Consider the following 26,063-nt stretch of genomic DNA (forward strand, 5'->3'; position numbering starts at 1 on the left):
CGGGCCCGTTCGTCGTCCCGATCCCCCCTTCATTCCCGACCGGAGTGTTCCTGTGTCCTCCTCGTCCCCTGCGGAGCCCTCGCCCTCCGCTTCCCCCGCGCCGCCGCAGCGGCGACGCATATCCCTGCCGCCGTTCTGGGCGCAGATCCTGGCCGGCCTCGTCCTCGGCGTGGTGCTCGGCTGGGTGGCCCGTGAGTGGTCCGTCGACTGGCTGAGCCGGACCCTCGACGAGATCGGCGGCATCTTCGTCCAGCTGCTGCGGCTGGCGGTCGGGCCGCTGGTGTTCTTCGCCATCGCGGTCTCGATCACCAACCTCCGCAAGGTCTCCAACGCCGCCAGGCTCGCGGCCCAGACCCTGCTCTGGTTCCTGATCACCTCGCTGATCGCGGTGGCCATCGGCCTGACCATCGGGCTGGTCACCAACCCCGGCTCGGGCTCCGACCTGACGCCGGCCGACGGGTTCGTGCCGGACAGCAAGGGCTCCTGGCTGGACTTCCTGACCGGGATCGTCCCGACCGACGTGATCACCCCGTTCACCGAACTCAACGTGCTCCAGATCGTGTTCATCGCCGCCGCCGTGGGCGTGGCCGCGCTGAAGCTGGGCGAGCGGGCGCTGCCGCTGATCACCTTCGGCGAGACCACGCTGACCCTGCTCCAGAAGGTGCTGTGGTGGATCATCCGGCTCGCGCCGCTGGGCACGGTGGGCCTGATCGGCCGGGCCATCGACCAGTACGGCTGGGACCTGCTGAGCGACTACGCGACGTTCACCATCGACGTCTACGTCGGCTCGCTGCTGGTGCTGTTCGGCGTCTACCCGCTGCTGCTGTGGCTGGTCGCCAAGGCCAACCCGCTCCAGTTCTTCCGGGGCGCCTGGCCGGCGATCCAGCTGGCGTTCGTCTCCCGCTCCTCGGTCGGCACGCTGCCGGTCACCCAGAAGGTCACCGAGCGCCTGGGCGTGCCCAAGGAGTACACGTCCTTCGCCGTCCCGTTCGGCGCCACCACCAAGATGGACGGCTGCGCCGCGATCTACCCGGCGCTGGCGGCGATCTTCGTGGCGGAGATCTTCGGCGTCAGCCTGGGCGCGCAGGACTACGTGCTGATCGCCTTCGTCTCGGTGATCGGCTCGGCGGCCACGGCCGGGCTCACCGGCGCCACGGTGATGACCACGCTGACCCTCTCCACGCTGGGCCTGCCCCTGGAGGGCGTGGGTCTGCTGCTGGCCATCGACCCGATCCTGGACATGATCCGCACCGCGACCAACGTCGCCGGCCAGGCCACCGTGCCGGTGATCGTGGCCGCCCGCGAGGGCATCCTGGACCGGGAGGCGTACGACTCGGCGACCAGCTTCGAGATCAACGACGCGGATGTCGAGCCCGCGGAGGCCGGCCGGCGGAACCCGCCGCAGCCGCCCCGGGCCAGGGAGGCCACCGCCTGACCGGCCCGGCCCCGCGACCCCAACGGCCCCGGCCGGCACGCTCGTTGTGCCGGCCGGGGCCGTTTCGCGGGCCGTTTCGCGGGCTGGTCCGCAGGTTGTCGCGCGGGCCGGTTCGCTGGTTGTACCGCCCGGCGCGGGCGTCGCGCGGCGTGCGCCCCGGGGGAGCACGCCCGGCCATCCCATGCATCACGTGAACCCCCCCGATGTGTGTGTGAACCCCCTTGTGCTCGTTCCCTCAAGGGGTCTGTCCCCTCTTGACTGGTTGATAACCGAACTGGTTCCGATGGGCGTCCGTCGCCCGCACGTCATCGAGCCGGCCGATCGAGGGGGGAGACCATGACGTCGCCGGAGATGAGAGGAACGCCGCGCCTGGTCGCGCCGCCCCCCGCGGTCCGCGAGCCGGCCGTGCTGTCCGGCAGCTACCGCTTCCGTTCGATCGCCCTGGTCGCCGACTACCCCGACACCCCGGCGGCGGCCCGGCACACCGCGCGCCATGTGCTGGGCGAGTGGGGGCTGGCCGGCCTCGCCGACGACGTGGAGCTGTGCGTCTCCGAGCTGGTGGGCAACGCGATCCACCACGCGACTCCCGACGGACGCCGGGTCCAACTCGCGGGCGAGCGGCGGGTGGTGGTCGCGTTCCGCTACTGGCCGCGCTCGCTGTTCGTCGAGGTCTCGGACGAGGACTCCACGCCGCCGACCCTCCCGGCCGGCGACCCCGTCGACCCCTCGACCGGCTCCGAGGACGCCCTGCTGGCCGAGGGCGGCCGGGGCCTGTTCATCGTGCAGAGCCTGGCCGACGCCACCTGGTGGGCGCCGGCCGACCAGGGCGGCAAGAGCGTCTTCTGCCGTTTCGATCTCGCGGAGGAACGGGAGAGGTCGGCCGAAACTCGCTTCACAAGCGGAAGTTGACGCTCCGTCGGAAACAGGCCGCGCCCAACTCCCGTGCGGTGACGGACAGTAGCACCCGGGGTGAGACGGCACACCCGCCGGAGCGGCTCGACGGCGGGAGTGCCGTATGGTCAGAACTCTGACGTGAGCACGCCCCGACTCGCAAGAGGACAACCGGCGTTCCGGATGTGACGCCCGTCGCACCGTGGGGAGTTGACATCCGGGGGAACGAACCGGGCGAACCCGCCCCCGCCCGTGGCGGATCGGTGAAACCCCCGGTCAGCGCGTCCGAAGGCGCGGCAGAATGCACCCACTCCGCCCTGCCCAGGGCGGTGACGGGAGGACCGCGATGCCGCACGCCCCGCTGGAGACCACAGCGACGCGCAGATTCACGCCAGAGTTGCACCGGGTGAACGGGAGGGTGGTGGCCGTGGCCACCCCGCCCCTGGGGCCCCCGCCGGAGCGGGGCAGCCTGGCCGACATCCCCTATGTCAACGCGCTGGCCACCCCGGACCGGCCGCTTCTCAGCCGCCGTGCCACGGACGGGAGTTGGCGGGATGTCACCGCCGCCGCGTTCGCCGAGGAGGTGACCTCGCTCGCCAAGGGCCTGGTCGCGCACGGACTGCGCCCCGGCGACCGGCTGGCCGTGATGTCCCGCACCCGCTACGAGTGGACCCTGCTGGACTTCGCCGCCTGGGCCGCCGGACTGGTCACCGTGCCGATCTACCCCGAGTCGTCGGCGGAGCAACTGAGTTGGATGCTGCACGACTCGGGCGCGCGGGCCTGCGTCGTGGAGGGCGCCGAGGAGGCGCGCCGGCTGAGCGCCGTCCGCCAGGAACTGGCCGGCGTCGAACACGTCTGGCAGCTGACCGCGCTGGGCGCCGGCCAGGGCGGCGTGCTCGGCCAGATCGCCACCGCAGGGCGGCAGTTGCCCGACCGGGTCGTGATCGAGAACCGGGAACGCCTCGCCCCGCACCACGCCGCCACCCTCGTCTACACCTCGGGCACCACCGGGCTGATCAAGGGCTGCGTGCTCACCCACGGCAACCTGATGGCCGAACTCGACGCCGCCATCGAGCTGTTCGCCCCGGTCTTCCACCCCGAACCCGACCCGGAGCAGCCCGAACAGGAGCCGCCCAGCACCCTGTTGTTCCTCCCGATGGCCCATGTGCTGGGCCGGGTCGCCGCGTTGGCCTGCGTGCGGGCCCGGGTGCGACTGGGGCACGCCTCGAACCCGGCCGCCGCCGAGCTGACGGCCGACCTCGCCGCGTTCCGCCCCTCGTTCCTCTTCGCGGTGCCGCATCTGCTGGAAAAGGTTTTCAACGCCGCCCGGGCCAGCGCGGAGACCGCGGGACGGGGCAGCGCCTTCGATCGGGCGGCGCGGATCGCCCGCCGCTTCGGCGCCGCCGGCGACCGGGCCGGCGGCGAACGGGCCGCCGAGGACGACGGCCGGCCGGGCATGGGGCTGCGGGCCGCGCGCTCGCTCTACGAGCCGCTGGTCTACCGCGGGATCAGGGAGCGGCTCGGCGGCCGGCTGCGCCATGTGGTGTGCGGGGGCGCGCCGTTGAGCCGCCGGCTGGCGACCTTCTTCGAGGGCATCGGGGTCGGCGTCCACGAGGGCTACGGCCTCACCGAGACCTCGGCCGCCGCCACCGTCAACGCGCCGGGCGCCGGCCGGCTCGGCACCGTCGGCCTGCCGCTGCCCGGCACCGCCGTGCGGATCGCCAGGAGCGGCGAGGTGCTGGTGCGCGGGCCCCAGGTCTTCGCCGGCTACTGGGACGGCGAGTACGGGCGGGTGGTGCCCGGCACCGACGCCGAGGGCTGGTTCGCCACCGGCGACCTGGGCGCCCTGGACGAGGACGGGCATCTGACGGTGATCGGGCGGCAGAAGGACCTGATCATCACGGCGGACGGCAGGACCGTGCCGCCCGAGCCCGTCGAGGAGGCTCTGCGGGCCCACCCGCTGGTCGGGCACTGCCTGGTGGTCGGCGACCAACTCCCGTACCTGACCGCCCTGATCACCCTCGATCCCGAAGGGCTGGCGCACTGGCGCACCCTCCACGACCGGCCCAGGACCCCGGTCTCCCGGCTGGTGGACGACCCCGCGCTGCTGGCCGACATCGGCGAGGCGGTGGCCGCCGCCGAGCGGGCCGTCCCCGAGGGCGGGCCCATCCGGCGCTTCCGGGTGCTGCCGCAGGACTTCACCGTCGACGCGGGACAGCTGACCCCGTCCCTCAAGGTCCGCCGCTCGGCGGTCCTCCACGACTACGCGGACGTCCTCGACGAGCTGTACCCGGCCGGGGAGGCGGCGGGGGAGATCGCCGGGGACATCGCCAGGGAGTGAGGAACCCGGAAAAAGCTAAGAAGCCCCTGCCAGCGGACAGGGGCTTCTCGTGTTGTACGCCGAAGAATCGGGCGTTCAGACCACGCTGACGTTCTCAGCCTGAGGACCCTTCGGACCCTGGGTGACATCGAAAGTCACGGTCTGGCTCTCCTCAAGAGAACGGAAACCGGTGGCGTTGATAGCGGAGTAGTGGACGAAGACATCAGGGCCGCCGCCATCCTGGGCGATGAAACCAAAGCCCTTCTCGGCGTTGAACCACTTGACGGTCCCGGTAGCCATAAGCCCTCCCTGGGCCTAAAAGGGTCGCCCTGCTCCAGAACCTGCATGAAGCCTGAAAACGACGAAAGCCCGCGGTCACATGCTCCGCAGGCTCGTACTGCAAGGGAAACCAAACTGCAACTCGGCGCGAGCCTAGCACGGGGTGTGCACGCCCGGAAGGGCAGAGATCACCCATCGGGTGGTCCTGTCCCTGAACGTTGGCTCGCACGGTCTCAGGCGTACCCTCCCTAAGGTGACTACACACCACCCAGGTCGCCCTCGTGTCGGACACATCCAGTTCCTCAACTGCCTCCCCCTCTACTGGGGGCTCGCCAGGACGGGCAGTCTGCTGGACCTGGAGCTGGCCAAGGACACGCCGGAGCGGCTGGGTGAGCGGCTGGTCGCCGGGGAGCTGGACCTCGGGCCCGTCTCCCTCATGGACTACCTCAGGCACGCCGACGAGCTGGTCCCGCTCTCCGACATCGCGGTGGGCTGCGACGGCCCGGTGATGTCCTGCGTGATCGTCTCCCAGGTGCCGCTGGACCGGCTCGACGGCGCCCGCGTCGCGCTGGGCTCCACCTCCCGCACCTCGGTGCGGCTGGCCCGGCTGCTGCTGTCCGACGCGTACGGCGTCGCGCCCGACTACTACACCTGCCCGCCCGACCTGGGCCTGATGATGCGGGAGGCGGACGCCGGCGTGCTGATCGGCGACGCCGCGCTGCGGGCCTCGCTGCACGACGCACCCCGGCTGGGCCTTGAGGTCCACGATCTGGGCGCGATGTGGCACGCGTGGACCGGGCTGCCGTTCGTCTTCGCCGTCTGGTGCGTGCGGCGCGCCTATCTCGCCGAGCACCCGGAGATGGTGCGCGAGGTGCACCGCGCCTTCCTCTCCTCCCGTGACCTGTCGCTGACCGAGGTCGCCAAGGTCGCCGAGCAGGCCGCGCGATGGGAGGACTTCGACGCCTCGGTGCTGGAACGGTACTTCACCACCCTCGACTTCCGGCTGGGCGAACGGCAGTTGGCCGGGGTCGCCGAGTTCGCGCGCCGGGTCGGCGCCGAGGACGCCCTGGACCTGGCTCCGCTGGAGCCGCTGCCCGCCCCGGAGCCGCGCTGATGGAGCCGTTGACGCCGGACGACCCGACCTCGGTCGGCGCCTACCGGCTGCTGGGGCGGCTGGGGCGCGGCGGGATGGGCCGGGTCTACCTGGGGCGCAGCGCCGGCGGGCGGACCGTGGCGGTCAAGCTGGTGCATTCGCACATCGCGGCCGAGCAGCGGTTTCGGACCAGGTTCGCGCGGGAGGTGGCCGCCGCCCGGCTGGTCGGCGGCGAGTGGACGGCGCCGGTGCTGGACGCCGACCCGGAGGCCGAGGTGCCGTGGGTGGCCACCGGCTATGTGGCCGGCCCCGACCTGGCGCGCGCGGTGGCCGCGCACGGCCCGCTGCCGGAGCGCGCGGCGCGTGCCCTGGGCGCCGGGCTGGCCGAGGGGCTCGCGGCGGTCCACGCGCGGGGCCTGGTGCACCGGGACGTCAAGCCGTCGAACGTGCTGCTGGCGCTGGACGGGCCCCGGCTGATCGACTTCGGCATAGCCAGGGCCACCGAGGCCGGCGCCACCACCCAGCTGACCACCACCGGCGTCTCGGTGGGCTCGCCCGGCTACATGTCGCCCGAGCAGGCGCTCGGCGAGGAGCTGGGGCCGGCGACCGACGTGTTCTCGTTCGGCGCGGTGCTGGCCTTCGCCGCCGGCGGCCGGCCGCCGTTCCCCGGCAGCGGGGTGGCCCAGCTGCTGTACCGGGTGGTGCACGAGCCGCCCGAACTCGACGCGGTGCCCGAGGCGTTGCGCCCGCTGGTCGCGGCCTGCCTGGCGAAGCGTCCCGACGACCGGCCGCGGCCGGTCGAGGTCGCGCGGGCCTGCGCGGGGGAGGCGAACGCGGCCAGCCTGGTGGGCCCGGGGTGGCTGCCGGGGCCGCTGGTGGAGGAGGTCAGCCGGCTGGCGGTGGGGCTGCTCGACCTCGACGCGGGCGGCCCGGCCGCCGGCCGGGCCGGTCCCCGGGACGCGTTCCCCGATCCCCGGGTGGCCACGGACGCCCCGCGCCGGGGCGGCGCGGGGCGGGACGGCGGGGACCAGACCCCGCCGGCGCCCCACGCGCCGGCCGGGCCGGCGACGCCTCCCGCGCCGGGGGCGCACGCGACGCCGTCGGGAACGTTCGGCGCGCCGTCGGAAACGTCCGGGCCGTCGGGGACGTTCGGGCCAGCCGGAACGTCGGGCCCGTCGGGGACATCCGGACCCCTTGGGCCGTCGGGAACGCCTGGAACGCCCGCACCCTTCGGAACGTCGGGGCCGTCCGGGTCATCGGGGACATCCGAACTGTCCGAAACATCCAGGATTTCCGCACCCTTCGGCACGTCCGGGCCATCCGCGCCCTTCGGTGCGTCCGCCCCGCCCGGAACATCCGGCACGTCCGGACCGGCCGACACGGCCGGTCCGGCCGTGCCGCAGGCCGGCACGTTCGGCGCGCCGGTCCCCGCGCCGCGGAACGGCTCCGGCGAGGCGGAGCCGCCCCCGCGCCGGCGGCGCTCGCGCGGCGCCGTGCTCGCCGTGGTGCTCGCGGTGCTGCTGCTGGCCGGCGCCGGCACGGCCGCGTTCCTGCTGCGCGGCGGCGAGGACGAGCCGGACCCCCAGGCCGTGCCGCAGCAGTACGTCGGCAAGTGGACCGGCGACATCCGGATGAGCGGGCTCTCGGTCGGCACCATGATCGTCGAGGTCTCCGAGGGGCGGGTCGGCGAGCGGGTGGGCACCGCCTCCTCCACGGACGCGATCGGCCTGGCCACCTGCGTGGACCAGCTCACCCTCAAGGCCGTCGCCGAGGACGAGCTGACCTTCCAGGCCGAACTCGACTCCGAGCACTCGACGTTGTCCGCCACCTGCGTCCCCGAGCCGTTCGAGTTCGTGCTCCGCCCGGCGGGCGAGGGCGAGATGACGTTCAACGGCTACGCCGAGGGCAACCAGACCGAGGGCTCCCTCTCCCTGGAGGAGGACGAGGGCTAGCGGGCCGACCGGCCGGCCGGCGCGGAGGGCCCTGACGTACGCTGGAGCAGCCGTGAGGTCACCGCAACCGTCGGAGGGAACGTGATGGGCGCCGAGTTCACCCGAGTGTTGGACCGGGCCGCCGAGGGCGGGCGGATCAGCCCCGAGGAGGCGCTGGACCTCTACCGCTCCGCGCCGCTGCACGCGCTGGGGCGGGCGGCCGACGCCGCGCGCCGGCGGCGCTACGCGGGCGTGGAGCACATCGCGACCTACATCATCGAGCGCAACATCAACTACACCAACGCCTGCGTCACGGCCTGCAAGTTCTGCGCGTTCTACGCCCCGCCCAAGAGCGAGAAGGTGTGGACCAGGGACCTCGACGACATCCTGCGGCGCTGCGCCGAGACCGTCGAGCTGGGCGGCACCCAGATCATGTTCCAGGGCGGCCACCACCCGGACTACGGCGTCGAGTACTACGAGCGGCACTTCGCGGCGATCAAGGAGGCGTTCCCCCAGCTGGTGATCCACTCGCTGGGCGCGTCCGAGGTGGCGCACATGGCGCGGATCTCGGACGTCAGCGTCGAGGAGGCCATCCGCCGCATCCACGCCGCCGGGCTCGACTCGTTCGCCGGCGCCGGCGCCGAGCTGCTGCCGGCCCGGCCGCGCACCGCGATCGCCCCGCTCAAGGAGTCGGGCGAGGAGTGGCTGTCGATCATGGAGACGGCGCACCACCTGGGCGTCGAGTCCACCTGCACCATGCTGATGGGCACCGGGGAGACCAACGCGGAACGGATCGAGCACCTGCGGATGGTGCGGGACGTGCAGGACCGCACGGGCGGCTTCCGCGCGTTCATCCCCTACACCTACCAGCCGGAGAACAACCACCTGCGCGGCCAAACCCAGGCGACGCTCTTCGAGTACCTGCGGCTGATCGCGGTGGCGCGGCTCTTCCTCGACAACGTGGCGCACATCCAGGGCTCCTGGCTGACCACCGGCAAGGAGGTCGGCCAACTCTCCCTGCACTACGGGGCGGACGACCTGGGCTCGGTGATGCTGGAGGAGAACGTGGTCTCCTCGGCCGGGGCCAAGCACCGTTCCAACCGGCTGGAGTTGATCCGGCTGATCAGGGACGCGGGCCGCGTTCCCGCGCAGCGGGCGACGACCTACGAGCACCTGGTGGTGCACGAGGACCCGGCCAACGACCCGGTGGACGACCGGGTGGTCTCGCACCTGTCCTCCACCGCCATCGAGGGCGGCACCGCCCACCCCGAACTGCGGCTGGTCGAGGCGAACTGACCGGGCGGCGCCCGGTCGGCCCGGGCGTCAGCCCGTCGTCGCCAGCACCTCGCCCAGCGCCCGGTGGAAGGCGCGGGCGCTGGCCGCGTCGGCCGGGTTGTCGAACTCCAGCAGCGGCAGGTTCACTTCGGCGGCCGAGATGATGTCGTCCTGGCTGGCGTTCCAGCGGATGATCTCGGCCAGCGCGCGGGAGGCGGCGTAGCCGGCGGGGCTGATCCGCCGGTAGTCGGGATGGATGCGGGCGACCCGGTCCTCGCCCAGCACCATCGGCCGAGTCGGCGGCACCACCAGGTACTTGGGCCAGTCGTCCTCGTGGGTGTTCTCGATGATCTGCGCGCGGTCCCAGCGCGGTCGGCCGCCGAGCCGGGGGAAGGCGTGCACCCCGGCCACCACCATCGCGTCCACCGGCAGCGGCGAACGCGGCCCCAGGTGGAGGATCACCTCGGGGCCGTCGGCGCCCGCCCGCCGCCAGGTGTCGAGCGTCGCCGCCTTTCGCGAGGTGATGACGATCTGCATGGGCCCATACCCTTCAGTACGGGGTGGGCTAAGGCAAGTCCCCATGCCGTGCGGGCCAAAGGCCGGGCCGCAGGCGCGCCGAGCCGCAGGCGCGCGCTAACTGCCGGCGCTCTCGTAGCGGCGCAGCCCGAGGCGGAAGACGAACAGCGCCACCGCCCAGCAGTACACGGCGACCAGCGGCGTCAGCAGCCCCAGCCACGCGTGGTCCCCGACGGCCAGCACAAAGCCCATCGGGAAGGTGCCCACGAAGGCGAACGGCAGCAGGACGCCGAGCGCCAGCCGCAGCCCCGCCGGGTAGACGCTCAGCGGGAACTTCGCCAGGTCGCCGGCCTGGTGGACCGCGACGGCGAACATCGAGGTGGGGCTGGTCAGCCAGAACGCCACCGCGTTGGCCGCCAGGTTGATCGCGACCCGGACGGCGACGGCCGAGGCCAGCACCACCGCCGCCAGCGGCACGTGCCACACCGACCAGCCCACGTCGCCCCTGGCGAGCGCGACGCCCAGCATCAGCCCGCCGTTGACCACGTTGGTCAGCCCGTTGATGCCCAGCGCCTGGCTGGTCACCTGGAGCGGGACGGGGAAGGGCCGCACCACCATGTAGTCGAGGGAGCCCAGGTTGACGTTGGCCGCCAGCCGCCAGGTGCCCTCGAAGAGCAGCGAGGCGATGCCCTCGGAGAGCGCGATGATGCCGAAGAGCGCCAACACCGCCCAGAACGACCAGCCGTTGAGCGTCGGGACCCGGGCGAAGACGCTGGCCAGGAAGACCAGGTTCACCAACTGGGCCAGCACGGTGGCCAGAACCATCACCCAGAAGTCCGACTCGTGGACCAGCATGGCCCGCAGATGGGCCGCCAGCAGCCGGAGGTAGAGCCTGACCACGCGTCGCACGTTCAACCGCCGTTCACCGTCATCGAGCGGAGGGCCACCCGCCACAGCCCCTTGGCCAGCAGCCACAGGGCGACCGCCCAGCACGCCTGCGCGGCGAGCAGGCCCAGCGCGCGGCCGCCGGTGGCGTCACCGGCCGCGATCAGACCGGGCGTGGAGGCCATCCCGGCGAACGGCGACCAACCCGCCAGCGTGCCCAGCCAGTCCGGCATCAGGGCCAGCGGCACCAGCGCGCCGGAGAGCAGGTTGACCACCGCGATCCTGGCCCACTGGATGCCCATGTAGTTCTGCGTCCAGAAGCAGGCGAGCCCGCACAGGTAGAGGACCAGGAACTTCAGCACGATCATCAGCAGCATCGACGCCGTGAACAGCACTGCCCCGGCCGGGCCTGGCCACAGCGGGCCCAGCCCGGACGCGGCGAGCGCGACGCCGACGCCGGCCACGATCAGCGCCTCCAGCCACAGCGCGCCCAGCACCTCGGCGAAGCGCGCCTCCTGGTAGCGCACCGGCCGGACGATGTCGACGGCGACCAGACCGCTGCGGATGCGGAACGCCATGGTCAGGTCGGCGTAGAGGCCGACCAGCGCGCCACACGCGAAGGCGACGAAGAGGTAGGTCCGCATCTGCGGCCAGTCGAGGCCGGTCCGGCCCTCGGCCGCCAGCACCCGCCACACCGCGAGCATCGCCACGAACTGGAAGAAGACGCCCAACATGCTGAGCGTGAACGACAGCCGGTAGGTCAGCACGCCCCGGGCCGAGGCGCGGGAGAGCGCGCGGTAGCCGCGCAGCGGGAGGCCCGTCGTCATGGAATCGCCGCGCCTAGCCGACCCGGCCGGCACCGGTACCGGCGGGCCGCAGCTCGCCGGAGTACATCCGGCGGATCACATCCTCGATGCCGGGCTCGTCCACCTCGAAGTCGATCACCTCGGCCAGCCGGCTCAGCACGCCCACCACCTCGCCAGCCGTCAGCGCGGCGCGGTCGAACCTGACGGTGAGCCACTCCGGTTGGTCCCCGCGCGTCACCGTGGCGCGGGGCAGCGCGTCGGCCACCGCGTCAGGGTCGACGGGGCGTTCGGTGCGCACCCGCAGCACCCGTTCCCTGGCGAAGGTGTCCTTCGCCGCCTCCAGCGGGCCGTCGAACACGATCCGGCCCGCGTCGATGATCACCAGCCGCCGGCAGACGCCCTCGACGTCGGCGAGGTCGTGGCTGGTCAGCAGGATGGTGGTGCCCTCGTCCCGCTGCTCCCGCAGGAACTCCCGCACCCGTTCCTTGGCGGACAGGTCCAGGCCGATCGTCGGCTCGTCGAGGTAGACCACCCGGGGCCCGTGCAGCAGGGTCGCGGCCAGGTCGGCGCGCATCCGCTGGCCCAGCGAGAGCTTGCGGGTGGGCACGTCCATCAGCTCGCCGAGGCCCAGCACCTCGTCGAAGCGGTCAAGTCGCCTGCGATAGACGGACTTCTCCACGCCGTACAGGTCGCGCAGCACGGCCAGCGAGTCGGCCACCGGCAGGTCCCACCACAGCTGGGTCCGCTGCCCGAAGAGCACGCCGATCCGGCGGGCGAGCGCCTGCCGGTCCTGGTGCGGCGCCCGCCCGTCGATCCTGACCTCGCCCTCGGTGGGGTGGATGATGCCGCTGAGCAGCTTCACCGTGGTGGACTTGCCCGCCCCGTTGGGCCCGATGTAGGCCACCGCCTCGCCCGGCTCGACCGCCAGGTCGACGTGGTCGACGGCGGTGTGCGGGGTGTAGCGGCGGCGCAGCAGGTGCCGGGCGGCGCCGGCGAGGCCGGGGGCCCGGTCGGGCCGGCGGAAGACCTTGGTCAGCCCGTGTGCCTCGATCAACGCCACGGCGTCCCCCTGGGCTCGCGTCGAAGTCCCCTCGGCGCGGGCGGGGCCCAACAACGTTGGGCTGACCGGGAGTTCACCGTGGTCGGCGGCGATCCGTCGGGTCCTTCGGGCGCCGAGGACGGTCGGTGCGACGGGATGCTAGCAGCGTTTCCGGCCGTTCACCGGTCGGCGTCGCGCCTTTCCCGTTCCGGAACTCGGCGGCGGAAGTCGCGTCGGTCGGCGGAATCCCCAATTCCCCTTCGGGGAATGGTTCCCGGGACCGGTGAACGCCCCGCTTTCGGCGGGGTTGCCGGGGCCTTACCCGGCTTGCCCCTTTTCGGTTCGGTCACGCATTCCACACAGGGTTCCGGAACTGGGCGCGGTTGTGTTCATCCTCTGTACGTACCGGTGGTGCGCGGCTAGTGTGCCTGTCGCCCGGCGTTCACAGACGCGTCGGGAGAACACGGCAACAAAGGGCTGGCCATTCGTCAGCCGATGGTGGGTGTGCGCAGACGGAATTTCTCATCGAACTGAGTGCCAACGGGGTCCGTTCATGACCGTCCTTCTGGTGAATCCTCCCTCGCTTTCGGGGCCTCCGGGCGCCCGTGAGTCCTTTATCTCCGGGCAGAAACGCCGACTTACTCCGCAGCAGTACTACTCGCTGCCGATCGAGCATCTGGGGCTGGCGTCGATCGCCGCCCACGCGCGGTCGCGCGGCATCGAGGTCGACGTCGTCAACGGCATGGTCGAGGGCCACTCCTCGGTGGCCGAGACCTGGCGCGCCATCCAGGACGTCGCACGGCGGCGCGGGCGGCCCCGGCTGATCGGCTTCACCAACATCGACACCTTCGACGAGCTGTCCTGGCTGGTCGAGCGGTGCCGCGCCACCTGGGACGACGCGCGGATCGCCCTCGGGCACAACTTCGCCACCCTCAACCACCAGCGCATCCTGCGCGGTTGGGACGCCATCGACTACGTGATGATGGGCGAGGGCGAGGTCAGCTTCACGCTGCTCGCCGAGGCGGTGCTCAACGACCGCCCCGTCGACGAGGTGCCGGGCGTGGCCCGGCGCGCCGACGACGGCTCGGTCACCGCGACCCCGCAGACGGTGGTGAACCTCGACGAACTGCCCTGGCCGGCCCGCGACGAGCTGCCGACCGTGCTGCGGGAGGGCTTCGCCGGCGCCGTCTACACCACCAGGGGCTGCCTCTACCGCTGCACGTTCTGCGGCACCGGCGCCGTCGGCGACCTGCTGGGGCGGGACCGCTACCGGTTCCGCTCGGTCGAGGCGGTGGTCGACGAGATCGAGTATCTGCACCGGGACTTCGGCCTCGACTTCGTCGCCATCTCGGACGACCTGTTCCTGGCCAAGCACCCCGGGATGCAGGAGCGGGCCGGCCGGTTCGCCGACGAGGTGCTGCGGCGCGGCCTGGAGATCTCCTTCATGTTCGACGCCAGGGTGGACGCCATCGGCGACCTGAAGCTGCTGGCGCACCTGCGCCGCGCCGGGCTGCGGCGGATCTTCGTCGGTCTGGAGACCGGCTCCTACGAGCAGTTGGTCGCCTACCGCAAGCGGCATGTCACCGCCGACCAGGACCCGGCGGCCCGGATCAACGCCGTCAACGAGCTGGGCGTCGAGGTGATCCCCGGCACCATCATGTTCCACCCGACCGTGCGGCCCGCCGAACTGCGCCAGACCCTGCGGCTGTTGAAGGCCACCGGATACCGGACGCCGTACAAGCTGTTCGACCGGATCACCGCCTACGCCGGCACCCCGCTCTACCACGAGTACGGCGCCAAGGGGCTGCTGACCAACGACTGGCCCATCGGCGAGTGGGAGTTCGCCAGCCCGCACGCGGAACGGGTCTTCGCCGAGGTCAAAGCGTTTGTCACCGGCCAGGACGAGGCGGACTTCGCGGCGGCCGAGCGATTCTTCCTGGAGCGGGTCGCGGAGTGGGAGGCCGCCGAGCCGGACCGGGGCCTCGCACACCAGCACCTCCCCGTCGCCTCGACGACGGCGGCCGCCCCGACGACGGCCGGTCAGCCGTGAGCGGCCACGCGGCGGGCGGCGGCCAGGGAACGCCGGGAACGCGCCTGGCCGGCCGGGCCGTCGTGGTCACCGGCGGCGGCACCGGCCTGGGCCGCGCCATCGCCGAACGGTTCGCCGCCGAGGGGGCGCGCGTGCTGGTGGCCGGGCGCCGCCCGGAGCCGCTGGCCGAGACCGTGACCGCCGTGCGACGCGCCGGCGGCACCGCGCTCGCCACGGTCGCCGACGTCACCTCGCCGACGCAGGTCGCCGCCCTGGCCGACGCCGCCACCGAGGCGCTCGGCGGCGTGGACGTGCTGGTCAACAACGCCGGCGCGGTGGTCTCCCGCACCCCCGTCGACGCCTGCGCCGAGGAGGACTGGGCCGCCACGCTCGACGTCAACCTCTCCGGCGCCTACCGCTGTTCGCGCGCGCTGTTCCCGGCGCTCGCCGAACGCCGGGGCTGCGTCGTGCACATCGCCTCCGTCTTCGCCGAGGTCGGCATGGCCAACGCCGCCGCCTACACGGCGGCCAAGGGCGGCCTGGTCAGCCTGACCCGCGCCATGGCCGTCGACTGGGCGCCGCGCGGGGTGCGGGTCAACGCCGTCCTCCCCGCCTATGTGGAGACCGACCTGAACCGCGCCATGCTCGCCGAGCTGCGGGAGCGCGGCGCCTTCGACGCGGTGCTCGCCCGGCTGCCACTCGGCTTACTCGGCACCCCCGACGACGTGGCCCACGCGAGCCTCTTCCTGGCCAGCGACGAGGCGCGCTGGGTCACCGGGGTGGCGCTGCCCGTGGACGGCGGAATGTCGGCTGGCCGCACCTGAGCCCGGCGCCGCCCCCGCCCCGTTCCCCCTGCCGGCCAACTTCCCCCGTTCCGTTCCCCTTTCGGGTTCCTCCTCCTCCCCAAGGCGGTCAACAGAGATGACGCAGAAGCTCTACCGCAAGATCGTCGTGCTCGACTCGGTGATCTTCTTTCCCGAACACCGGCGGCGCCTGGAGGCGTTGGCGGACGAGATCGTCGAGTACAACACCTGCACCAGCGAGGAGGAGGTCCTGGAGCGATGTCAGGGCGCCGACTGCGTCATCAGCTGCTGGGTGGACATCCCGCACCGCGTGATGGAGGAGAATCCGCAGCTGCGCACCATCGCGTTCTGGACCCACGACTACGAGCACCGGATAGACGCCGCCTTCGCCAGGGAACGCGGAATTCACGTGCCGGCGATTCCCGACTACGGCACCGACTCCGTCGCCGAACTCGTCATCATCGCGCTGCTCCACCTCAACGCGGCGGCGGGCGACGGGGGTTCGGCCGCGCCGCTCGGCGAGAGCGTCGTCGCCCGGGTCACCGACGACGTGCGGCGCTTCTCCCGCAACTTCAAGGACTGCCTCTACGGCCGCTGGTTCCACGAGTACATCAAGACCGGGCAGCGGCTGATCACCCACCCGGACGCGATCCCCGAGGAGACCCTCAAGGGGCTGACCGTCGGCGTGCTGGACCGCGCCGCGCTCGACGAGTCGTTCGTCCGCGCGATGGTCGGCGGCTTCCGCACCAACGTCGTGTACAGCCTCTTCGACCACCCGCACGGCCTGGACGTGGCGTTCCGCCCGGTGGACGAGCTGCTGAAGGAGGCCGACATCCTGGTCTACGACAGCCGCACCCTGCCCGAGGAGCACCGCGCGGCCGTCGCCGACGGGCGCTGGCTGTCCCGGGTCGACCTCGCGGAGCTTGACGGACCGGAAGAAGGCGCCGAACCCGCCGCCCGGCGCCGGTCGTTGGCCGGCCGGCGCCTCGGCATCGTCGGCCTGGGGCGGATCGGCAGCCGGGTGGCCCAGCTCGCCCGCGACGGCTTCGGGATGGACGTCAACTACGCCACCCGCACGCCGAAGCCCGAGCTGGACGCCGCGCTCGGCCTGCGCGCCGCCCCGCTCGACGAGGTGCTGACCGGCTCCGACATCGTCAGCTTCCACCTGCCGCACCACGGCGCCGAGGACTTCGTCACCGCCGACATGATCCGCCGCATCCCCAACGGGACCACGGTCATCAACGCCAGCGTGGGCAATGTGATCGAGGACGAGGCGCTGCTGCTGAAGCGGTTCGGCGCCGGCGAGCTGTCCGGCTTCCTCGACGTCTACCGCACCCTGCCGCCGCGCGCCGAACTCCGCGCCTGCCGGGAGTCGTTGGCCGCCACCTACCGGCTGGGCTGGCGCACCAAGTCCACGGTCGGGCTCAAGACCCACAAGCTGCTCAGCAAGATCGCCAACCCGCCCGAAAGCGCGGCGCGTTGAGCCCCGCGCCCCTCGCCGTCGAGGCGCCGGGCGGCCCCGGCGACTGGGTGGTCACCCCCGAGGGGGTGGCCGCCCTCGCCGAGGTGCCGGCCGCCGGGCGGCCCGCCGCGCTGGACCGCCTCGTCGAGCAGGAGATCGCCGGGCGACGGGTGGAGCCCACGCCGCCCCGGGTGGCCGAGCTGCTGGCCGCGTTCGGCTTCGGCTGGGAACCGCTCACCGAGCCCGGGCACATGCGCGCCTTCGGCCATGCCGCGCTGATGCTCGGCCAGGCGAAGCGCCACGCGGCGGCCGAGGCCGGGGCCGCCCTCGACGCGCTGGGCCTGCCCCGGATCACGCTCGACGGGGTGCGCCTGGTGGACGCCGACCACCCCAGGATGCGCGCCTACACCGAACTGACCAGGGGCGACGGGGAGGTGGACCTGTACGGGGACGAGCCCTACCGGATCGACGGCGGCTCCTGGGTGCTGCGGCAGACCGCCTGCTTCCAGAAGTACGCGCTGCTGACCGAGCGGACCCTGGCCGACCGGGCGCTGCCGGTGGCGCTCTTCGAGATCTCCGACAGCTTCCGCCGCGAGCCGGCCGAGGCGCTGCGGCTCGCGTTCCGCCAGCGCCGGTTCCATCTGCCGGAGGCGCACCTGCACACCGCCGACGTGGCCGGCGCCGCCGAGCTGGCGCTGCCGCTGCACCGCCGGGTGCTGCGGGTGCTGGGCGAACTCGACGCCAAGCTGGTGCTGTTGGTCAACGCCACGCACGAGTTCGCGGCCGCCCGGCCGGGGTTCTTCACCGAGCTGGTGGCGCGGGCCGACGCGCCGGCGCTGGTGCGGATCGGCGCGCCCGGCGCGCTCTGCATGGACGGCGTCGAGGTGGACGTCGAGTACAAGGTGGTGGACGCGCTGGGCTGCCCACGGGAGTTGAGCACCTGGCAGATCGACCACCGGATCACCGCCTCGTTCGGGCTGCGCGGCGACGAGGGCGGCCGGCCGGCGACCGTGCACACCGTGCTGACCGGCGGCGTCGAGCGGTATGTCTTCCTCGCCCTGGACCGGATCGCGCGCCGCGAGGCCGCCGGCGAACGGCCCCGGCTGCCGCTGTGGTTGACGCCCGTGGTGGCCCGCGTGGTGCCGGCCGACGCGGCGGCGCTGGGGGCGGCCGGCGGGCTGGCCGACCGGCTGGCGGCGGCCGGGGTCCGCACCGAACTCGACGACCGGGACCAGCCGTTGGCGCGGGCCCTGGCCGAGGCGGACGCGCTGCTGGTGCCGCATGTGCTCCGGGTCGGCGCGGACGGCTCGGTGGAGCTGCGCTCCCGGCCGCACGAGACGTTCCGGGCGTGCCCGCCGGACGCCGCGCTCGCCCAACTGGCCGCCGAGGTGCGGCGCGAGGCGCTGCCGCCACCCGACCGCACCGCGCCCCGGCTGACCCGCCACCCGCTGGGCCGGCCCGGTGACCGCCGGGAGAACTGGGGCGAACACCAACGGGACGAACAACGGGACGACCAACAGAAGGGAACGCGCCATGGCGAGCCCGCGTGAGAGCGCCCCGACCAGGGAACCGATCGGCGAACCGGCCGAGGAGGCCGGCGACTTCGCCCCCGTCGTCGTCCACGACCCGGCGGAGTTCGTCGAGGCCGCCGGCCGGCTGCCGCGCCGCCTGCTGGTGCTGCGCGGCGAACGCCCGGTGAGCCCGGCCGAGCTGCGCCGCTACTGCCTGGCGCTCGGCGGCGTGCTGGCCTTCGAGGCGGCGGCCGAGATCCGCACCGTACGCAACGACCCCACCATCCCGCACAGCACCGCGATGTCCCTGGCCGCGCTGCCGATGCACACCGACGGGACCTTTCTGCCGCGCCCGCCGGACCGGTTCATGCTCTCCTTCGTCGAGGTGGACGAGGGCGGCGGCGGGGTGAGCACCCTGATGCCGTTGGCCCGGGTTCTCGCCGAGGCCCCCGACCCGGTCATCGAGGCGCTGCTGACGGCGGACTTCCTCTTCCCGCGCGGCTACGACGACCTCAGCGACGCGTTCGTCGGCCCGGTGCTGTACCGGGAACGGGACGGGCTGCGCATCCGGTGGCGCTCGGACGACCTGTGGCGGCCCCGCGTCATGGCGGACCGGGGCACCGACGCGGCCGGCGCCGTCGACTGGCTGCACGCGTTCCTCGCGGAGACCCCGCCGTTGACCTACGCCGCCAGGCCGGGGGAGACCCTGCTGATCCCCAACACCCTGATGCTGCACGGCCGTACCGCGCTGACCCCCGGCTCGCCGCGCGAGCTGCTGCGGGTCTGGGTGGACGGCCGCTGACCGCCCCGCACCGCCGGAGACCCGCCCGGCACCGCCGGAGACCCGCCCGACCAGCCCCGCGAGAAACGGGTGACACCCATGGCCGAAGTCGAACTGCCCCTGATCCCCCTGACCGAAGCGGATGCCGAGGACGACAGCCGGCACGAGCTGGAGGACATCCAAAGCATCCTCGGCGTCGAGGAGTGCGTGCGGTACTACCCGCCCAACCTGGCGGAGGTCCCCGACCCCGCCGCCGTCTTCGCGCCCGACCCCGCGCTGCCGCCCGGCCGCGAGATCGACCTCTTCGTCGACGTGCCCTACTGCGGCACCATATGCGGCTTCTGCCCGTTCAACGTCTACCCGTACGAGGAGAGCGAGGCCAACGCCTATCTCACCGCGCTCGGCCAGGAGGTGGCGATCCTCGCCGGGCTGTACGACCTGCGCTCCACCCGGCTCCGGACGGTCTGGATCGGCGGCGGCACCCCCTCGACGCTCGACGAGGCCGCCCTGGAGCGGCTGATGGGGATGCTCGCCGGGCACTTCGACCTCGCCGCCGCCACCGAAGTCACCGTCGAGATCAAGCCACAGCTGAAGGACCTGACGGAGGCCAAGTTCGCCGTGCTGCGCGACCACGGCGTCACCCGGATCAGCATGGGCGTGCAGTCCGTCCACCCGCACCAGCTGCGCACCCTCGGGCGCGGCCACACCGCCGAGGAGGCGTACCAGGTCATCGACCTGGTCCGGGGCCTCGGCTTCCCGGTCAACGTGGACATGATCTACCGGCTGCCCGGCGAGACGCTGGCCGAGGTCGAGGCCGACCTCGACGCGATGCGCGGGCGCGGCATCGAGCACATGTCGTGGTTCCCCTACGTGCCGCACGAGGGCACCAGCCTGGCCCGCCGGATCGACCGGGGCCGGGTGGCGCGGCCCGGCACCCGCGCCGAGTACTTCGCCATGTACTCGGCCGTCCGCGAGCGGCTGGCCGCGTCCGGCTACCACGGCTACACGCCCTACCACTTCGGCCTCGACGGGCGGCCCTGCGAGTACCACGTGGACCGCTGGCGGATGCCGCAGCGCGAGACGCTGGGCATCGGACCCGGCGCGTTCTCGTTCTTCAACGGGCACATCTACGCCAACGAGCACAGCCCCGCCCGCTACGCCGCCGCCGTGGCCGCCGGCCGGGCGCCCGTGCAGAAGGCCAAGCGGCTCACCGAGACCGAGCGGATCACCCGACTCGCGGTGCTGGGCGTCAAGTTCCTCTCCCTCGACATGGACGAGTTCCACCGCGTCAGCGGGGTGCGGATGGAGGAGTACTACGCCGAGGAACTGGCGCTGCTGGAACGGGCCGGGCTGGTCGTCCGGCGCGAGGGCCGCCTGGAGTGCACCCTCGCCGGCGAGGCGTTCAACAACGACATCGCCACCATCCTCTCCACCGACACGGCGGCGCGCACCCGGCACCCGCAGGCGATCGACCTCATGCGGAGCTGAGCCCGGCCGCACAGGAGCCCGCACCCGCGCCCGTGACCCACGAAGGAGACAGCACCCCTCATGAACGCCGAGACCGCCGCGAGCCCCCCGAGCCCCCCGACCCCCCTGACCGTCGCCCTGGTCCTCCCCGCCGAGCCGCCGGGCACCAACAACTTCCACCAGGTGCCGATCGGCAGCCTCTACACCGCCGGCCGGCTGCGCGACCGGGGCATGGCGGTCGCCTTCCACGACCTGCGGCTGAACCGCCCCGAGGGGCCCGAGGGCGCCGAGACATACCGCGAGATCGCCGCCGCCGACCTGGTGGTGGTCTTCTCCGCCGACTACGACCTGGCCCAGTGCTACCCGTCGTTGGGCCCCACCGTCGAATGCGTGCGCCTGTTGCGCGCGGCCGGCGCGCGCCGGATCGCGTGCGCCGGCTCGCACGCCACCGCCGACCCGGAGCTGACCCGCCGCCACACCGGCTGCGACACGGTGGTCGTCGGCGAGTTCGAGTTCGCCGTCCCCGACCTGGCCGCCGAGCTGGCCGCCCGGCTCGCCGCCCGTGAACCGGCGCCCGAACGCTGGCCGTTGACCGGCAGCCGGCTCGCCGACGAGGACGAGCTGGCCGCGCTCGGCCCGCCCGCCTACGACCTGGCGCCCATGCGCCGCTACTTCAGCGAGGGCTTTGTCGACGGCCAACTCGACCGCGTCAACAGCGGCCTGGTGCTGGCCAACCGGGGCTGCCCGTTCGGCTGCGACTTCTGCTATCTCTTCTTCGGCCGCCGGCTGCGCCGCCGCCCCGTCGCCGCCACCCTCGCCGAACTCCGCACCCTGCGCGAGGAGTACGGCATCCGGCACTTCTTCTTCCTCGACTACACCTTCACCGTCGACAACGAGTGGGCCGCCGCGCTCAGCGACGGCATCCTCGAACTCGGCCTGGACATCAGCTGGATCTGCCAGACCCGCGTCGACTGCCTCGACGACGCCACCCTGGCCCGGATGCGGCGGGCCGGCTGCGCCGGGATCTGGCTCGGCGTGGAGTCCCCCGACATCGAGCAGCGCCGCTACCTGGGCAAGGGCCGCATCGGCTTCGAGGACATCCAGCGGGCCGTGGAGCTGATCCGCTCCCACGACATCAACGTCCTCGCCTTCGTGATGGTCGGCCTGCCCAACGAGACCGAGGCCAGCCTGGCCAGCCTCAACTCCTGGCTGAGCGAGTCCCGGGTCTACTACTCGCTCTCCACCTTCCAACGCCGGCTGGGCACCCCGCTCGCCGCCGAACGCGGCATCGACGTCACCCCGGAGAACGGCTGGGGCTACCTCGACCACCGCACCGACCACCTCGGCGAGTCCGAGCTGCGCCGCGCCGACCTGGGCGCGTTCTTCGCGTTCCACGACACCAGCCCCACCCGGGTGGCCAACGTGATGCGCCGCCGCCTCGCCGAACGCGCCCCCTCCTGAAACGGCCACCACCCGGGCCCCTCCCGAAATGCCGAGTCGTCCCGGGACGGCCGCCGCGTATGATGTGGCCGAAAAACTGGCGCCCCGACGCGCCGCCCGGCACGGCGGCCGTCACCGCCCAGCGCATCCCGAACTGTCCATCTCCGCGACGTACTTCACGTACTCGCTCGTTTCGCTACTCCGGGTGGTGCCCCACCGTCGGTCGCCCCGCCCCGGAGGCAGGGGGTTCCCTTGCGGTTGATGTTGGTCCACGCCGATCGCTTCTCGTTCCGGGTCACCGACCGAACGAGCGTCGCAGACGTCGTGGGGGAACTCGCCCCTGACGACTCCCAGGCGAGCGTCGAGGAGGTGCTCGTCGCGTTCACGGCCGTCGAGAAGCCCGACGAGGCCGACGCGGACGGGGTGGCCGACCTGGCCGTCGCCGAGATCCGCGCCACCGCCGAGAAGGTGGGCGCGACGCGGATCATGGTGTATCCGTACGCGCACCTCTCATCGAACCTCTCCCGGCCCCAGACGGCGGCCGACGTGATCGAGCGGATGGCCGAACAGCTGCGCGCCGACAACGGGCTTGAGGTCTTCCGCGCCCCGTTCGGCTACTACAAGTCGTACGAGGTCGCCTGCAAGGGCCACCCGCTCTCCGAACTGTCGATGACCCTGTCGCCCACCGACGCCTCGCACGCCGACGAGCTGGCCAGGGGCAACCCGGTCGCCGAGTCCAAGGCGCTCGCCGCCGAGCGGCAGCTGCGCTCCGAGTGGCGGATCTACCAGCCGGACGGCAGCTTCGTGCTCGCCGACGACTTCGACCTCGCCTCGCACCAGGGCCTGTCCGACCTCTTCGCCTACGAGCGGGAGGGCAACCGCACCGCCGAGGACGCCCCGCCGCACATCAAGCTGATGCGCGAACAGGAGCTGGTGGACTACGAGTCCGCCTCCGACACCGGCAACCTCCGCTGGTACCCCAAGGGCCTGCTGATGAAGCGGCTGTTGGAGCAGCGGGTGACCGAGATGGTCGTCGACTACGGCGCCATGGAGGTCGAGACCCCGATCATGTACGACTACGCGCACCCGGCGCTCTCCAAGTACCTGCACCGCTTCCCGGCGCGGCAGTACGTGGTGCGCAGCGACGAGAAGGAGTACTTCCTCCGCTTCGCCGCCTGCTTCGGCCAGTACATGATCCAGCACGACATGGTGGCCTCCCACCACGACCTGCCCGTCCGGCTCTACGAGTTGACGCACTTCTCGTTCCGCAGGGAGCAGGGCGGCGAGGTGGCCGGGCTGCGCCGGCTGCGGTCGTTCACCATGCCGGACATGCACAGCCTCGTCCAGGACATGGACATGGCCAAGCAGGAGTTCGTCAAGCAGGTGAAGCTGTGCGTCGAGTGGCTCGACGACATCGGCCTCGACTGCGTGCCGGCGATCCGCTTCGTCCGCTCCTGGCTGGACGAGCACCCCGGCTTCGTCGAGGAGCTGATGGCCGTCCTCGGCCGGCCCGCGCTGGTCGAGGTGTGGGACGAGCGGTTCTTCTACTTCGTGGCCAAGTTCGAGATGAACTTCATCGACACGGCGAAGAAGGCCGCCTGCCTCTCCACCGTCCAGATCGACGTCGAGAACACCGAGCGCTTCGACATCAACTACGTGGCCGAGGACGGCTCCAAGCAGCACCCGCTGCTGATGCACACCTCCGTCTCCGGATCGCTGGACCGCAACGTCTACGCCATGCTGGAGAACCAGGCGATGCGCGTCGCGCGCGGCGAGAAGGCGCACTGGCCGGTGTGGCTCGCGCCCACCCAGGTGCGGCTGCTGCCCGTCTCCGACGACCATGTCGAGGGCGCCATGCGGCTCGCCGACCAGATCCCGTTCCGGGTGGACGTCGACGACCGCGACCTCAAGCTCGGCAAGAAGATCCGCGAGGCCGAGCGCGAGTGGGTGCCGTTCATCCTGGTCGTCGGCGCCAAGGAGCTGTCGGGCGAGGACCTGACGGTCCGCCAACGGCTGGGCGAGCAGCGGCAGATGACGCTGGAGGCGTTCCTGGAGCTGCTGGCCCAGGAGACGGCGGGCAAGCCGAGGCGGGCGCTCAACACCCCGCGCGCGCTCTCCCGACGCCCGATCTTCGTGGGCTGAGGCCGGGGCTCCGGAGTCGAGGGGAACGGGGGGCGGGCCATGCGGGTGTCGGTGATCGTTCCGGCGTACAACGCGCGGGACGACCTGTGGCTGCTGCTGGCCACGCTCGGGCAGAACGTCCTCGACCCGGGGGACTCCTTCGAGGTCGTGGTCGCCGACGACGGGTCGGGCGACGGAACGGAGCGGATGGTCCGTTCCCTCGCCGCTTCCGTGCCCTACCCGTTGACCTGCCGCCACCTGCCGAGGACGGCCCGCTCCTCGCGGGCCGCCGCCCGGAACGCCGCCATCGAGGCGGCCGGGGGCGAACTGGTGCTGATGGTCGACGCGGACCAGGTCGTCGGCCCTCGCTTCGTCGCCGAGCACATCGCCTACCACCGGCACCACCCGCGCCTGGTGGTGCTCGGCCCGCGCCCCGACCTGGGCGAGGGGGAGATCGACCGGGAGCGGGTCGCCCGGGAGTTCAGCCTCGACGCGATGCCGGCGGTGGCCTGGGGCGACCCGCGCCAGTGGCTGCTGAAGGACTTCTTCTCCGAGAACCTCAACAACCTCCAGACCTGCTGGCACCTCATGTTCACCTGCGACGTCTCGGTGCGCCGGGAGCACCTGACGGCGGTGGGCGGCTTCGACGAGGCGTACCTGGACTGGGGACTTGAGGACACCGACCTGGGCTACCGCCTCCGGGCGCACGGGCTGCGCTTCGCGCTCAACCCGGCGGCGGTCGCCTACCACCAGCGGGGCCGCCGGGTCAGCGCGGAGATGTACGCGCAGTGGTCGCGCAACCTGGCCTATATGATCCGCAAGTTCGACGGCGCGCCCGAGGTCGCCGCCCAGGCGGTCGTGGGCCGCGCCCTCAACCCGGCGGATCGCGGGCTGCGTTGGGTCGACGCGATGGAACGCTTCGAGTACGCGGCCCGCGCGCTGGCCGGCCGCCTGCCGGGCCGGCCTGCGCCCCGGCCGCTGACCTTCGGCGAGAACGACGTGGCGGCGGGGCCGGAGAAGGCCGTCGCCCAGATAGCGGAGGCGGTCGCCGAGGCCGACACGGTCGTCGTCGACGAGACGAGGGCCGGGGCCCTCGCGGGCCCCGTCCAGTGCCTGGCCACCCCGCACGAACTGGACTACTTCCACCGGGTCCCTGCCGGGGGCTGAGCCCTGGCCGGGGGCTGGGCGGAGCCCGGGCCCTGGCGGCCCGGGCGCCCCTGCCGGGGGCTGACCGGAGCCCGGGCCTTGGCGGCCCGGGCGGGGCGCCCCGGGCGGGGCGGGGCGGTGGGCCCCTGCGGGGCCTCGGCGAACCGACCCGGCAGCCACGACGTCGAGAGGGCGACCACGCCCAGGTCGTCGCGGTACAACCGCTGGCGCTGCACCACGTCCGCGCCCTCCGGCACGCCGAGGGCGTGGGCGATGGTGTCCGGCGCCGGGACCAACTCGGAGATGAGGACGCGGACTTCCTCGCCCGCCCGAAACCCGTCGCCGCCCGCCCGCAGCATGGCCAGCCGATCCGGGCCCGTCGTCTGGATCGGCCTCGCCGCCACGACCGTCCCGATACCGGGGATCGACTCCGCCAGCCCCTCGCCCCTCAGCACGGCCGCGACGCGCGTCGCCGTGGCGGTGGACACGCCCTCGGTGCGCTCGATCTCCCGCACCGACGGAATCCGGTCCCCTGGACGCAGCTCACCCGCTCGATCCGCCGTCGGATCTTCGCGGCGATGCGTCGGTAAGGCGCCAGCGCCCGAGTCTCCTCGGCCGTGATCATCCTCCGTCCCCACGTGCCCACGTCCACCGTCGGCTTGCCCTGTCCGCAGCGCCCTAAGCAGTCGCGCGCCACGGGAACCGCTGCTACGGTTCCGGAGGCCGTGCGGCAGAACGAGGAGGTGGTACCCGTGAACGCGGTAACGACATGGGTGCTCCCCCTCGGGGTCACGGTCGGGCGATAGGTCGTCGTCCGGGAGCGCCGTTCATCG

At 72.7% G+C, this 26,063-nt stretch carries 21 protein-coding genes; 15 read left to right on the top strand and 6 right to left on the bottom strand.

Going from position 1 to position 26,063, the window contains the following annotated elements; all coding sequences use genetic code 11:
• The first annotated feature begins 52 nt into the window (after positions 1–52).
• The 3 genes from FH609_RS28895 to FH609_RS28905 all read left to right on the top strand — a co-directional run bounded on the left by FH609_RS28895 (position 53) and on the right by FH609_RS28905 (position 4,667).
• Positions 53–1,435, top strand: a complete 1,383-nt coding sequence (locus FH609_RS28895; RefSeq protein ID WP_139675695.1) for a dicarboxylate/amino acid:cation symporter — start codon at positions 53–55, stop codon at positions 1,433–1,435.
• A 336-nt stretch (positions 1,436–1,771) separates the two neighbouring features.
• Positions 1,772–2,344, top strand: coding sequence for an ATP-binding protein (locus FH609_RS28900; protein ID WP_139675697.1), 573 nt, complete (start codon positions 1,772–1,774; stop codon positions 2,342–2,344).
• 328 nt (positions 2,345–2,672) lie between these two features.
• Entirely contained in the window at positions 2,673–4,667 is a 1,995-nt protein-coding gene (locus FH609_RS28905; RefSeq protein ID WP_139675699.1) for an AMP-dependent synthetase/ligase, read from the top strand.
• 75 nt (positions 4,668–4,742) lie between these two features.
• On the opposite strand, the gene FH609_RS28910 is transcribed toward FH609_RS28905, so the two are convergent.
• A complete protein-coding gene (locus FH609_RS28910; RefSeq protein ID WP_097233593.1) occupies positions 4,743–4,946 on the bottom strand; it encodes a cold-shock protein in 204 nt (67 codons plus the stop codon).
• Between the two features lie 232 nt (positions 4,947–5,178).
• Here FH609_RS28910 and FH609_RS28915 point away from each other — a divergent pair, with 232 nt between their 5' ends.
• The 3 genes from FH609_RS28915 to mqnC all read left to right on the top strand — a co-directional run bounded on the left by FH609_RS28915 (position 5,179) and on the right by mqnC (position 9,245).
• Positions 5,179–6,039, top strand: coding sequence for a menaquinone biosynthetic enzyme MqnA/MqnD family protein (locus tag FH609_RS28915; RefSeq protein ID WP_193318141.1), 861 nt, complete (start codon positions 5,179–5,181; stop codon positions 6,037–6,039).
• Positions 6,039–7,970: a serine/threonine-protein kinase gene (locus tag FH609_RS28920; protein WP_193318161.1), complete on the top strand. Its 1,932-nt coding sequence runs from the start codon at positions 6,039–6,041 to the stop codon at positions 7,968–7,970. The genes FH609_RS28915 and FH609_RS28920 overlap by 1 nt, the downstream gene beginning before the upstream one ends.
• Before the next feature lie 84 nt (positions 7,971–8,054).
• Complete coding sequence (mqnC, locus tag FH609_RS28925) at positions 8,055–9,245, top strand: cyclic dehypoxanthinyl futalosine synthase (RefSeq protein ID WP_139675074.1); 1,191 nt, start codon at positions 8,055–8,057, stop codon at positions 9,243–9,245.
• 27 nt (positions 9,246–9,272) lie between these two features.
• Here the strand turns inward: mqnC and FH609_RS28930 are convergent, their stop codons facing one another.
• The 4 genes from FH609_RS28930 to FH609_RS28945 all read right to left on the bottom strand — a co-directional run bounded on the left by FH609_RS28930 (position 9,273) and on the right by FH609_RS28945 (position 12,491).
• Entirely contained in the window at positions 9,273–9,761 is a 489-nt protein-coding gene (locus FH609_RS28930; RefSeq protein ID WP_139675077.1) for a hypothetical protein, read from the bottom strand.
• A 96-nt stretch (positions 9,762–9,857) separates the two neighbouring features.
• The gene (locus tag FH609_RS28935; protein ID WP_226962034.1) at positions 9,858–10,649 is read right to left on the bottom strand and encodes an ABC transporter permease; all 792 of its coding nucleotides are present in this window, start codon (positions 10,647–10,649) and stop codon (positions 9,858–9,860) included.
• A 2-nt stretch (positions 10,650–10,651) separates the two neighbouring features.
• A complete protein-coding gene (locus tag FH609_RS28940) occupies positions 10,652–11,452 on the bottom strand; it encodes an ABC transporter permease (RefSeq protein ID WP_226962026.1) in 801 nt (266 codons plus the stop codon).
• Positions 11,453–11,465: 13 nt separating this feature from the next.
• Positions 11,466–12,491, bottom strand: a complete 1,026-nt coding sequence (locus FH609_RS28945) for an ATP-binding cassette domain-containing protein (RefSeq protein WP_139675080.1) — start codon at positions 12,489–12,491, stop codon at positions 11,466–11,468.
• A 532-nt stretch (positions 12,492–13,023) separates the two neighbouring features.
• Between FH609_RS28945 and FH609_RS28950 the strand changes: the two genes are divergently transcribed.
• The 9 genes from FH609_RS28950 to FH609_RS28990 all read left to right on the top strand — a co-directional run bounded on the left by FH609_RS28950 (position 13,024) and on the right by FH609_RS28990 (position 25,251).
• Positions 13,024–14,520, top strand: coding sequence for a B12-binding domain-containing radical SAM protein (locus tag FH609_RS28950; RefSeq protein ID WP_139675083.1), 1,497 nt, complete (start codon positions 13,024–13,026; stop codon positions 14,518–14,520).
• Positions 14,517–15,323, top strand: coding sequence for an SDR family NAD(P)-dependent oxidoreductase (locus tag FH609_RS28955; RefSeq protein ID WP_139675086.1), 807 nt, complete (start codon positions 14,517–14,519; stop codon positions 15,321–15,323). Before FH609_RS28950 ends, FH609_RS28955 begins: the two co-directional genes overlap by 4 nt.
• Before the next feature lie 97 nt (positions 15,324–15,420).
• Positions 15,421–16,785, top strand: coding sequence for a 2-hydroxyacid dehydrogenase (locus FH609_RS28960; RefSeq protein ID WP_139675090.1), 1,365 nt, complete (start codon positions 15,421–15,423; stop codon positions 16,783–16,785).
• Positions 16,782–18,314, top strand: coding sequence for a His/Gly/Thr/Pro-type tRNA ligase C-terminal domain-containing protein (locus FH609_RS28965; protein WP_139675092.1), 1,533 nt, complete (start codon positions 16,782–16,784; stop codon positions 18,312–18,314). Before FH609_RS28960 ends, FH609_RS28965 begins: the two co-directional genes overlap by 4 nt.
• Positions 18,298–19,077: a TauD/TfdA family dioxygenase gene (locus FH609_RS28970; protein WP_139675096.1), complete on the top strand. Its 780-nt coding sequence runs from the start codon at positions 18,298–18,300 to the stop codon at positions 19,075–19,077. The genes FH609_RS28965 and FH609_RS28970 overlap by 17 nt, the downstream gene beginning before the upstream one ends.
• Positions 19,078–19,155: 78 nt before the next feature.
• Positions 19,156–20,544: a coproporphyrinogen-III oxidase family protein gene (locus FH609_RS28975; RefSeq protein ID WP_139675099.1), complete on the top strand. Its 1,389-nt coding sequence runs from the start codon at positions 19,156–19,158 to the stop codon at positions 20,542–20,544.
• A 60-nt stretch (positions 20,545–20,604) separates the two neighbouring features.
• The gene (locus FH609_RS28980) at positions 20,605–21,984 is read left to right on the top strand and encodes a B12-binding domain-containing radical SAM protein (protein WP_139675102.1); all 1,380 of its coding nucleotides are present in this window, start codon (positions 20,605–20,607) and stop codon (positions 21,982–21,984) included.
• A 240-nt stretch (positions 21,985–22,224) separates the two neighbouring features.
• Entirely contained in the window at positions 22,225–24,105 is a 1,881-nt protein-coding gene (locus FH609_RS28985; RefSeq protein WP_226962027.1) for a threonine--tRNA ligase, read from the top strand.
• A gap of 39 nt (positions 24,106–24,144) precedes the next feature.
• Positions 24,145–25,251, top strand: coding sequence for a glycosyltransferase (locus FH609_RS28990; RefSeq protein WP_139675107.1), 1,107 nt, complete (start codon positions 24,145–24,147; stop codon positions 25,249–25,251).
• Here FH609_RS28990 and FH609_RS28995 read toward each other — a convergent pair.
• Positions 25,221–25,745, bottom strand: coding sequence for a UTRA domain-containing protein (locus FH609_RS28995; protein ID WP_264372793.1), 525 nt, complete (start codon positions 25,743–25,745; stop codon positions 25,221–25,223). The genes FH609_RS28990 and FH609_RS28995 overlap by 31 nt on opposite strands.
• Positions 25,746–26,063 lie beyond the last annotated feature (318 nt).

Origin of the sequence: Streptomyces sp. 3MP-14 (genome assembly GCF_006334905.2) — a bacterium.
Taxonomy (GTDB): Bacteria; Actinomycetota; Actinomycetes; order Streptomycetales; family Streptomycetaceae; genus Streptomyces; species Streptomyces triticirhizae.